The sequence below is a fragment of the Citrobacter amalonaticus genome (assembly GCF_018252635.1).
Taxonomy (GTDB): Bacteria; Pseudomonadota; Gammaproteobacteria; order Enterobacterales; family Enterobacteriaceae; genus Citrobacter_A; species Citrobacter_A amalonaticus_E.
Genome location: NZ_JAGTXM010000002.1, coordinates 1127112 through 1138657 on the forward strand (window position 1 = coordinate 1127112; position 11546 = coordinate 1138657).

The following is an 11546-nucleotide window of genomic DNA, read 5'->3' on the forward strand; positions in this document are numbered from 1 at the left end:
GGATTACACCATAATTAACCGCTTGAACAGAAGTTGCTGCACGTCCTGACGATGCGCCAGAATCGCATGGGCAGTGACGATCGTTCCTTCAACGGAATAGAGAACGCGATAACCGTCAGCATGGTTAAATTCACGGTATTTCGCACAGCCAATTTTAATCAGTTCAGGGCAAATCTGACTTCCCAGGGGAAATTGCCCCACGATCTTTTCGAACTGCCCAAGAATATCCGCAATAATGGATCGCGTTTCTAATCCTGCCCGGCGGAGGTGAGTGGCAATATCGTTGATGCAATGCCTGGCCGTCAGCGTATACGTAAAAGTCATCTTAGGTTCCATTTAAGATCCTTCAACCCTTCGGCGTGTTGTCATTCAGCAAGTTCATCCAGCAACTGTTCCTTGCTGAACACGCGCCCTTCAGCCTTGTCTTTTTCCGACAGGGTAAGCAGTTTTAACAACGCAATGGCGTTCTCACGTTCCTGCTGCTGGTCGTATGATTCGATAACATAAGCCGGTACGCCATTCTGTGTCACCAGGATGGGTTCAGAGAGCTCGAGCGTCGCCGCATTTTTTTTAATGTAGCTAATGGTTTCGATTTTCATCTTCAGTTTGTCCTCGTTATTCATCAGTTCAAATATAGACCATATTCAGACCGGCAACAATAGGCCGGGGTGCCGCTAACGCGGCTTATCGGCCTATTGGGTTGCAGAACCGATAAGCGCAGCGCCTCCAGGCAATTCATGAATGTTTACCCGTTACTCCTCCATCGCCTGGCGGATTTGTTCTAACGATGTGGGATCGTCAATGGTCGTCAGATCGCCCGGATCGCGGCCTTCGCAAATCGCCTGGATCGTGCGGCGGAGCATTTTGCCGGAACGCGTTTTCGGCAGTTGCGAAACAAACCAGACGTGGGCAGGTCGACCAAAGTTGCCAATCTGACTGTCCACCAGCGCCATGATCGCCTTCTCTTCCGAATGCGCCACGTCGCGGTCTTCAAGGCTATCACTCTGTTTAGGAATGACAAACGCCACCGCCACCTGCCCTTTCAACGCATCTTTCACTCCAACCACCGCCACTTCCGCCACGTTCGGGTAACTGGAGATACTCTCCTCGATTTCCCGCGTGCCCAGCCGGTGCCCGGCGACGTTAATCACATCATCCGTTCGACCAAGAATGAAGTAGTAGCCATCGGCGTCGCGGATCCCCCAGTCAAACGTGGCGTACACCTGACGATCGAACAGCGACCAGTACGTCTTCACAAATCGTTCATCATCGCCCCAGATAGTCTGAATACAACCCGGCGGCAAAGGCCCTTCGATCACCACCATCCCCTTCTCGTTGGCACCGCAGGGTTCGCCGGTCGTCTCGTTGAGCAACTGCACGTTATATCCGTACATTGGCACGCCGGGACTGCCGAGGCGCGACGGTCGGTCATCCAGCGCCCGGGCGATCGCCATGATCGGCCAGCCGGACTCCGTCTGCCAGTAATTGTCGATTACTGGTACGCCCAGCGTTTGCGTCACCCAGCTCGCGGTCGGTTCATCCAGCGGTTCGCCCGCCAGATAAAGCACCTCCAGCGACGAGAGATCGTGATTGCGGATCTGCGCAGTCGGGAACTTTTTCAGCACGCGAATGGCGGTCGGCGCCGAGAACATCCGGTTAACCTGATATTTCTCGACGATTTTCCACCACACCCCGCAGTCCGGATAGGTCGGCAGCCCTTCATACACAATGGTTGCCATCCCCGCTAACAGCGGCGCATAAACAATGTAGGAGTGTCCGACGACCCAACCGATATCCGACGCGCAGAAGAACACGCCACCCGCTTTACCGCCAAAAATGGTCTCCATTGAGGTCGCCAGCGCTACGGCATAGCCGCCGACGTCGCGCTGCACGCCTTTGGGTTTGCCGGTGGTGCCGGAGGTATAAAGAATGCAGGAGGTTTCACTGGATTCCAGCCACGTCACTTGCACCGTGGCACCGAGATGCTGCTGACGCAACGTCGCAAAGTCGAGATCGCGACCGGCCACGCGCGCCATTTTCGCCAGCCCGCGATCCACCAACAGCACCTGTTTCGGCTGATACTGAGCCTGATCGATCGCCTCATCGAGCAGCTTTTTGTAGGGTAACACTTTACCGCCGCGCGCCCCCGCATCGGCAGAGACGATCAGCACCGGCTTCGCGTCATCGATGCGCGCCGCCACGCTGTGCGAAGCAAAACCGCCGAACACCACCGAGTGGATCGCACCAATCCTTGCGCAGGCCAGCAATGTGATCTGCGCCTCGGCGATCATCGGCATGTACACCAGCACCCGATCGCCGCGCTGCACGCCGAGCGATTGCAGCATCGACGCCACCACGTTCACTTCGTCATAGAGCTGACGGAAGGTAAAAGTGCGCTCCTCTTCGGTCTCGGACGAGACGGCGATCAGCGCCAGCGCATCCGGTTGTTTCTCCAGCCAGCGGTCGACAGCGTTATGACACAAATTAGTGGTACCGTCGCAAAACCAGCGGGCAAACGGCGGATTGCGATGATCCAGCGTACGGGTAAACGGCTGCTGCCAGTCAATGCGCCGGGCCTGCTCGGCCCAAAACGCCTCCGGTTGCGTAACAGAACGCTGGTAAAATTCGCTAAAAGACATAATGCTCTCCTGTTGAACTTACGCCTGATGAAGCGGGCTCTAGATGACATAAAGGTCCATGTACTCATTGACCGGCATCTGCTCCAGGCGAGTTCTGTCCAGGGAGACATCCAGGATGCGCTGCTGTTGGCGAGTCGGGAACTGGCGCGCCAGGTTAATTTTGAACTTTTCGACAAGTTTCGGGATCCCGTCGGTACGACGACGTGCATGACCAATCGGGTACTCCACGACCACCTCGTCAAACTGCGAACCATCTGTGAATTCCAGGGTGATAGCGTTGGCGATAGCGCGTTTTTCCGGATCGTGATAATCCGCAGTAAACGCCGGGTCTTCAACGCAGCGGATCTTCTCGCGCAGGGAATCAATCCGCTTGTCCTGCGCCACGCCGTCCTCATAATCCGCCGCCGTTAAGCGTCCAAACAACAGCGGGATCGCCACCATATACTGAATGCAGTGATCGCGATCGGCCGGGTTATTCAGCGGTCCCTGCTTATCGATGATGCGAATGCAGGCTTCGTGGGTGCGAATGGTCACTTTTTCGATATCCGCAGCGCTTTTACCTGCAGCCTGCATCTGCGCGTACAGCGTCATTGCTGCTTCAACCGCCGTCTGAGAGTGAAACTCAGCCGGGAAAGAGATTTTGAACAGCACGTTTTCCATGACGTAGGAGCCGTATGGACGCTGGAAGCGGAACGACTCGCCTTTGAAGGAAACGTCATAAAAACCCCAGGTCTTCGCCGTCAGCGCCGACGGATAACCCATCTCACCGGTTTTAGCCATCAGCGCCAGACGCACCGCGCGCGAGGTCGCATCGCCTGCAGCCCAGGATTTACGCGTGCCGGTATTCGGTGCATGGCGATAGGTGCGCAGCGACTGTCCGTCGACCCACGCCAGCGATACCGCGTTGAGGATCTCATCACGCGTCAGCCCCAGCAGCTCGGCGACCACGGCGGTGGAGGCCACTTTGACGAGCAGAACGTGGTCGAGCCCCACGCGGTTAAAGGCGTTTTCCAGCGCGATACAGCCCTGAATTTCGTGCGCCTTGATCATCCCGGTCAGCACCTGTTTCATCGTCAGCGGCGCTTTACCCGCCGCGACCGCGTTGCGTGACAGCCAGTCCGCTGTCGCCAGGATCCCACCGAGGTTATCGGAAGGATGGCCCCACTCCGCCGCCAGCCAGGTGTCATTGAAGTCCAGCCAGCGGATCATTGCGCCAATGTTAAACGCGGCCTGAACCGGGTCGAGCTGAAACTGAGTCCCTGGCACGCGCACGCCGTTGGGCACCACGGTTCCAGGAACAATCGGCCCCATCAGTTTTTTACAGGCCGGATACTCCAGCGCTTCCAGACCACAGCCCAGCGTATCGAGCAGACAGTAGTGCGCGGTGTCATACGCCACCTGTGAGGTGACGTCGTAGTTCATCACGTAATCAACGATATCAACGATTTCACGGTCGAATTCCGGGCGGACATTTAAAATTTGAGCGGACATAAGGTACGTTTCCTGTTTTTTTATCTTTAGAGGTAATGAATTACTGGCGCTGATCCAGCGCGACAAAGGGGCGGTCTTCCGGGCCGGTATAATTGGCGGAAGGACGAATGATTTTATTGTCCTGGCGCTGCTCGATGATGTGCGCTGCCCAGCCGGTGACGCGGGCGATGACAAACAGCGGGGTAAACATTTCGGTGGGAACGCCCATCATGTTGTAGGAGACCGCCGAGAACCAGTCGAGGTTAGGGAACATCTTCTTCGTTTCCCACATTACCTCTTCCAGACGATCGGCAATGTTGTACATCTTCAGCGAGCCACCCTCAGTAGAAAGCTGCTTCGCCACGCGTTTGATCACCTGATGACGTGGATCGGCAAGGGTGTAAACCGGATGACCAAAGCCAATCACCACCTCTTTGTTTTCCACGCGCCTGCGGATATCGGCTTCGGCCTCGTCCGGCGTTTCGTAGCGCTGCTGAATCTCCAGCGAAACCTCATTCGCCCCGCCATGTTTCGGGCCACGCAGAGCGCCAATCGCGCCGATAATCGCCGAATAGACATCCGAGCCGGTGCCGGCAATCACGCGGCTGGTAAAGGTGGAAGCGTTGAACTCATGCTCGGCGTACAGCACCAGCGAAATGTGCATGGCTTTTTCCCAGCTCTGCGACGGTTTTTCCCCGTGCAGCAGGTGCAGAAAATGGCCGCCAATGGAGTCGTCATCAGTTTCCGGCTGGATACGCTCGCCGTTGTGGCTGTAGTGATACCAGTAGAGAAGAATGGAACTGAGCGAAGCCAGCAGTTTATCGGCAATATCACGCGCCCCGGAAACGGTATGCCCCTCTTTTTCCGGCAGCGTACAGCCCAGCGCCGATACGCCGGTGCGCATGACGTCCATCGGATGCGACGCCGCCGGCAGCGCTTCCAGTACGGTACGGACGTTGGCCGGTAATCCGCGTAACGCTTTGAGTTTACTTTTGTAAGCCTGAAGTTCGTCCCGGGTCGGGAGTTTGCCGTGAATCAGTAGATGTGCGACTTCCTCAAATTCGCACTGCTCAGCGAGATCGAGAATATCGTAGCCGCGATAGTGGAGATCGTTGCCGCTTTTACCGACGGTGCACAGCGCGGTATTGCCCGCCGGTACGCCGGACAGCGCGACGGATTTTTTCGGCTTAATGACATGGGTATTATTTTGCAGGATTGTTGTGTCGCTCATGTTGTCCTCGTCATTATTATCATGTGTAGGGTATTGAGGGGGTTCGTCCAGGCCGGATAAACGCATTGCCATCCGGCATTGCCTGATGGCGGCTACGCCTTATCAGGCCTACTTTTGGGTATATAACGCGTCGAGTTTCTCTTCGAACTGGTAGTAATTGATGCTTTCGTACAGTTCGTTGCGGGTCTGCATAATGTCGATAACGCTCTTTTGCGTCCCTTCCTGACGCAGCACGTTGTAGACCTTTTCAGCGGCCCGGTTCATGGCGCGGAATGCCGAGAGCGGATAGAGCGCCATCGCCACGTTCGCACTGCGCAGTTCGTCGGTCGTGAACAGCGGCGTAGCGCCAAATTCGGTGATATTGGCAAGAATGGGCACCTGGACTGCATCGGCAAACTGGCGATACATCGAAAGCGCTGTAATCGCCTCCGGAAACAGCATGTCGGCACCCGCTTCGACATAGGCCTGCGCACGATCGATCGCCGCGTCTAACCCTTCCACCGCCAGGGCATCGGTACGCGCCATGATCACAAAGTTGGGATCGGTACGGGCATCCACCGCCGCACGTATGCGATCGACCATCTCCTCTTTCGAAACGATCGCTTTATTCGGACGATGTCCACAGCGCTTGGCGCCGATCTGATCTTCGATATGTAGCGCCGCCGCGCCGGCTTTGATCATCGACTTCACGGTGCGCGCAACGTTAAACGCTGACGAACCAAAGCCGATATCGGCATCCACCAGCAGCGGAAGCGGACAGACATCGGTGATGCGGCGAATGTCGGTCAATACGTCGTCCAGGGTGGAGATCCCCAGATCCGGCAGTCCCAGCGAACCGGCCGCGACGCCGCCGCCAGAAAGATAAATCGCCTGATACCCGGCACGCTGAGCCAGCAGCGCATGGTTGGCGTTGATGGCGCCGACGATTTGTAAGGGGTTTTCTTTGGTGAGTGCAGCGCGAAATGCCTGACCCGGAGAATCCAGAGACATAGTCCATCCTCGTGTTATCAACTTGTAACTAACCGTTGAATCACATAAAGCAAGGGCTATGCCAAAGGCGCCATGAAAGGAGGAATTTTAATAATCATCTATAAAACAATGAGATAATTAACATCCCAGCGTAATGAGCGAAAAAAGCGTGTCAGCTAACGTTTCATAAAACGTTCCGACCGGTTTCATTGCAACAATATTGAAACAAGACTACACCCAATACTCTGTCCTTTACTTTTTGAGTTGGCTATGGCGACGACAAATCTTCCCCTACGGGTGAATGATGACAAACCGGTTATCTGGACGGTCTCGGTAACGCGGCTGTTCGATTTGTTTCGCGACATCAGCCTCGAGTTCGATCACCTGGCGACCATTACGCCAATCCAGCTCGGTTTTGAAAAAGCGGTCACCTATATTCGTAAAAAGCTGACAACCGAACGCTGTGATGCGATCATCGCCGCCGGATCCAACGGCGCGTATCTGAAAAGTCGCCTGTCGATACCGGTGATCCTGATCAAACCCAGCGGGTTTGACGTTCTGCAGGCGCTGGCAAAGGCCGGGAAACTGACCGCCTCCATTGGCGTGGTGACTTACCAGGAAACGCTGCCAGCGCTGATGGCCTTCCAAAAAACCTTTAGTCTGCAACTGGAACAGCGTAGCTATATCACCGAAGAAGATGCGCGCGGGCAAATTAACGAACTGAAAGCAAACGGCATTGAAGCGGTGGTTGGTGCGGGGCTGATCACCGATCTGGCGGAAGAGGCTGGCATGACCGGTATCTTTATCTATTCCGCCGCCACGGTACGCCAGGCCTTCAGTGATGCGCTGGACATGACCCGCCTGACCCAGCGACGTCACGGCCATTATGTCTCCGATCAGGCGCTGCGTACCCGCTATGAACTGGGGGATATTCGCGGCGAGTCCGCACAGATGGAACAGGTGCGCCATACCATTATGCTGTACGCCCGTTCGTCCGCCTCCGTTCTGATTCAGGGGGAAACCGGCACCGGAAAAGAACTGGCGGCTCAGGCCATTCACCGGGAGTTTTGTACCCGTCCGGGCGCGCGCGGCGACAAAACGACGCATCCGTTCGTCGCAGTGAACTGTGGCGCGATTACCGAATCGTTACTGGAAGCGGAGCTGTTTGGCTACGAGGAAGGTGCCTTCACCGGGTCGCGACGCGGTGGCCGTGCCGGGCTGTTTGAAATCGCCCACGGCGGAACGCTGTTTCTTGATGAGATTGGCGAAATGCCGCTGCCGCTGCAAACCCGACTGTTACGCGTGCTGGAAGAAAAAGAGGTCACCCGGGTGGGTGGACATCACCCCATTCCGGTGACTGTGCGGGTGATTAGCGCCACCCACTGCAATCTGGAAGAGGAGATGAAACGAGGGCTGTTTCGTCGCGATCTGTATTATCGCCTGAGTATTTTACGCCTGTCGTTACCGGCCCTGCGGGAGCGCCCCGCCGATATCGTGTCACTGGCGGAAGGTTTTTTAAAACAGTCACTGGCCGCACTCGCCGTACCGTTTAGCGAGTCGGTACGCGCCGGACTGGCGCAGAGTGCCGGTCTTCTCTGGCAATATCACTGGCCGGGAAATATTCGCGAATTGCGTAATATGATGGAACGGCTGGCGCTGTTTTTAAGCGTTGAGCCGATGCCGCAACTGGATGAGCATTTATTACAGCAGTTGCTGCCGGAACTCATGGAGATCGAAACACCGTCATTCCCCCCCCCTTCAGCCACGCCGCAGCAGGTGCTGGCACAGTTTAACGGTGATAAGCGTGCCGCAGCTCGCTATCTGGGGATCAGCAGAACCACCTTCTGGCGCAGGCTGAAGGAATAAATTGTCGGATGGCGACGCGCAGCGCCTTATCCAGCCTACAACTCACAGCAGGTCAGAACCATCCGACAATCTTACAAATTACTTTTTCTTGTAAATATTGGCGGTACCATGGATTTTATTGTCGGTCTGGCCGGAGGTCAGCACGACGACATCAGCACCTTTTTCATCCGCTTTTTTGAGCAGATCTTCTTTCGCGTCCTGGGTAGACGTTTCATTGCTGGTATTGATGTTACCAATCAGGGTGTACTGCGACTCCACCTTCTCAAACTCAGCCTTTGTTAACAACTCCGCTGCAAACGCATTTGTCGCCACAAAAGCCAAGGCACCAATCAAGACTTTATATCCAGTTTTCATAGTAAAGCTCCAGGTTATGTTATGACGCTATCATCACCCCTGAATCCATGCAGCGGTTCAAGGATGATTAATAACTAGTTCAGCTTCCAGGAAAAATCCAGGGCCCTTTCCAGGATATGTTGCTTTTGTGGTTTCAGACTGCTCAGTACTTTTTTGCGCTCTACGGTAAAGTTAAGTCACTTTCCGCATATTAATAAAAAGAGGATCCACATCCCTGTTTTTAAATAAATCATATTTGTTGCGTAAGTATGAATAACCTCGTTCAGAACAACTCCACTTAAGATTATTATTAAAATCCATACTGAATTATTGGTAATAATCTTAAAACCAAAAAATAAAACTCAGATTATTACCAATGTAAAAATTGACATCCATCAAAACAATGATAATTAGTCAGCCTAAAATTCTTAAATAAAATTATTACCGTACGTAATTAAACATATTAAACCGATATCTCTACTAATGTTAAGCCTGCGCATCTATTCAGTCCGCCTTATCGAAAAACTCATCTATCTTGTTGTTTTTATCCTTATATTTGCATTATTCCTGGATGGGAAGCCAAAAACAATAAAGATTGATAATCAAATAATTAGCAACCACTTAAACATTTTCACTCCATTAACGACGGTTAATAGACTCAACCTATCAATATCTATTACAAGCCTGCGGTAAAACGATTACGCTATATCGTCTGTGACAAATAATATTAAAAAACATCAGAATTTTCTTTACATGAGCAACCCCACAAATGGCCGTGTATTCAGGACTGGCTTTTCTTGCTCATGCTACGGCGTAATATTTGAATCTTAAGGAAGAGTCAATATATGAAAATAAATGCACAGAAATTCCCTGAAACACTATTAGCCATTTCTATTTCCATTGCCTTAACGTCCACCGCGGCGGCCAATAATAATATTACTCCGCCAGCGGGAATAAATGACACGGTGATTATTAATGATGGCAAAACTATTACGCTTTCCACCACGGAAAATACCGATCCCGCGTGGGATAACTTCCGCAGTCTCTGGGTCGGTGATAACTCTGACGGCTCGCTGCTGATCGATGGCCGGGATATTGCCACCGCCGCCGGTATGATCGGGAATGCCGCGAACGGCAGCGTGACGCTGACGAATGGTGCAACCTGGACCCTGGGCAACCTGAATCTGGTACTTGGGACCCATGATGGTTCAGGAACGCTGCTGGTGAGTAACGGCAGTAAAATCAGCGGCATTGATGAACTGCGCATTGGAGAATATGCCGCCAACGCGCAGGGAACGGTTACCATCGATGGCGCAAATTCGTCTGTCTCATCCGTCTGGAGCGTGGTTGGCGATCAGGGGCGCGGCAACCTGGTGATTACCCGCGGCGGTTCTCTCTCCTTAAGCGAACACATGAATATCGGCTACGTTGGCAATACGAGCAGCACCAGCCGTAATGGCTACGGTGTCACCCTCGTGGACGGTGAAAACTCGCTGCTGGATGTGACCGAAGGCATTTACCTCGGGGGGTTCGCAACAACCCCTAATGACGCCACCGGGATCCTCACCGTCAGCAATGGCGCAACGGTCCGCTCGGGTAGCTTAATCTGGCTGGCGGTAGGAGAAGGCAGTACCGGCATCCTGAATATCGGCGGTGCAAAAGGAGAAGCGCAACAGGCGGCGGGAACGCTGGATCTGCCGTGGATCTACCTTGGCAACACCAGCGGTATGAACACAGCGGAACTCAATTTTAACCACAACAGCGACGACTTCGTACTCTCAGCCAAAATCACGGGCATCGGAGAAGTAAACCATGTCGGCTCAGGGACAACCACGCTGACAGGCGCCAACACTTATCAGGGCCTCACTCACGTCGCGAACGGCACGCTGCGCGCTGGGGTAGAAAACACCCTGAGTGCAAGATCGGATTACCGGGTGGACAGTGGCGCGCAGTTGGATCTTAACGGCTATTCGCAGACCCTGAATTCTCTGGAGCTGGCAGGCACGGCGACACTCTCATCCCCGTCGCAGGTAAAAGCGGCCTTTACCCCGACCACAATGACAATTAACGGCGATTACACCGGGAATAATGGCCTGCTTGCCCTGCAAACAGTGCTCGGCGATGACAGTTCCGCCACTGACAAGCTGGTTGTAAAAGGCGATACCAGCGGCACCACACGCGTCAGCGTCAGTAACGCCGGCGGTAACGGGGCCCAGACGGTTGAAGGTATTCAGATTGTCGAAGTGGAAGGCACATCAAACGGAACCTTTGTCAAAGAAGGTCGTATTGTCGCGGGCGCTTACGATTACAGTATTGTCAAAAGCAATAACCAGAACTGGGTTCTGACCAGTCAGGCCAGCGTGACGCCTCCATCTCCGGTTACGCCGGGTGAACCAGAGCCGCCTGTGCCACCCGCACCGGAAGGCCCATCTCAGTATCGCCCGGAATCTGGCAGCTATCTGGCGAACATCCTTGCCGCCAACACGCTGTTCAACACCCGTCTTCACGATCGTCTGGGTGAAACCCAGTACACCGACGCGTTAACCGGCGAGCAGAAGGTCACCAGCCTGTGGATGCGCCACATCGGCGGACATAACCGCTTCAGGGACGGTTCCGGGCAAATCAGCACCCAGAGCAACCGCTATGTGATGCAACTGGGCGGTGATATCGCGCAATGGAGCACCGACGGTCTCGATCGCTGGCACCTGGGCCTGATGGCCGGTTACGCCAACAGCAAGAGCCGCAGCCGCTCCAGCCTGACCGGCTACACATCACGCGGGGAGATCAGCGGCTACAGCGCCGGTCTGTACGGCACCTGGTATGCCAACGACGCCGATAAAACCGGTGCTTATGTCGATGGCTGGATGCTCTACAACTGGTTTGACAACAGCGTGTCCGGCCAGGGACTGGCGTCTGAAAAGTATGACTCGGACGGTATCACCGCCTCGCTGGAAGCCGGTTACACCTTCCGTCTCACAGAGAGCAGCAACGGTCGGGACAGCTACTGGCTGCAACCTAAAGTCCAGGTGACCTGGATG

Annotated in this window: 9 protein-coding genes; 2 read left to right on the plus strand and 7 right to left on the minus strand. The window is 54.3% G+C overall.

Annotation, left to right across the window (positions count from 1 at the left end):
* Positions 1-3 precede the first annotated feature (3 nt).
* The 6 genes from KE671_RS09740 to prpB form a co-directional block, all read right to left on the minus strand.
* The gene (locus KE671_RS09740; RefSeq protein WP_206162744.1) at positions 4-336 is read right to left on the minus strand and encodes a type II toxin-antitoxin system RelE/ParE family toxin; all 333 of its coding nucleotides are present in this window, start codon (positions 334-336) and stop codon (positions 4-6) included.
* A gap of 29 nt (positions 337-365) precedes the next feature.
* On the minus strand, positions 366-599 hold the full coding sequence (locus tag KE671_RS09745) for a type II toxin-antitoxin system Phd/YefM family antitoxin (protein WP_206162745.1): 234 nt from the start codon (positions 597-599) through the stop codon (positions 366-368).
* Positions 600-752: 153 nt separating this feature from the next.
* Positions 753-2639 (minus strand): propionate--CoA ligase, encoded by a 1887-nt coding sequence (gene prpE, locus KE671_RS09750; protein WP_206162746.1) that lies wholly within the window; start codon positions 2637-2639, stop codon positions 753-755.
* Between the two features lie 39 nt (positions 2640-2678).
* Positions 2679-4130: a bifunctional 2-methylcitrate dehydratase/aconitate hydratase gene (locus KE671_RS09755; RefSeq protein ID WP_206162747.1), complete on the minus strand. Its 1452-nt coding sequence runs from the start codon at positions 4128-4130 to the stop codon at positions 2679-2681.
* A 40-nt stretch (positions 4131-4170) separates the two neighbouring features.
* Positions 4171-5340 (minus strand): bifunctional 2-methylcitrate synthase/citrate synthase, encoded by a 1170-nt coding sequence (gene prpC / locus KE671_RS09760; RefSeq protein ID WP_206162748.1) that lies wholly within the window; start codon positions 5338-5340, stop codon positions 4171-4173.
* Positions 5341-5448: 108 nt separating this feature from the next.
* Positions 5449-6330 (minus strand): methylisocitrate lyase, encoded by an 882-nt coding sequence (gene prpB, locus KE671_RS09765; RefSeq protein ID WP_206162749.1) that lies wholly within the window; start codon positions 6328-6330, stop codon positions 5449-5451.
* Between the two features lie 249 nt (positions 6331-6579).
* Here prpB and prpR point away from each other — a divergent pair, with 249 nt between their 5' ends.
* Positions 6580-8175: a propionate catabolism operon regulatory protein PrpR gene (gene prpR, locus KE671_RS09770; protein WP_206162750.1), complete on the plus strand. Its 1596-nt coding sequence runs from the start codon at positions 6580-6582 to the stop codon at positions 8173-8175.
* Between the two features lie 78 nt (positions 8176-8253).
* On the opposite strand, the gene yahO is transcribed toward prpR, so the two are convergent.
* On the minus strand, positions 8254-8529 hold the full coding sequence (gene yahO / locus KE671_RS09775; RefSeq protein WP_206162751.1) for a DUF1471 family periplasmic protein YahO: 276 nt from the start codon (positions 8527-8529) through the stop codon (positions 8254-8256).
* 824 nt (positions 8530-9353) lie between these two features.
* Between yahO and KE671_RS09780 the strand changes: the two genes are divergently transcribed.
* On the plus strand, positions 9354-11546 hold a 2193-nt coding region (locus KE671_RS09780), incomplete at its 3' end, for an autotransporter outer membrane beta-barrel domain-containing protein (protein ID WP_206162752.1).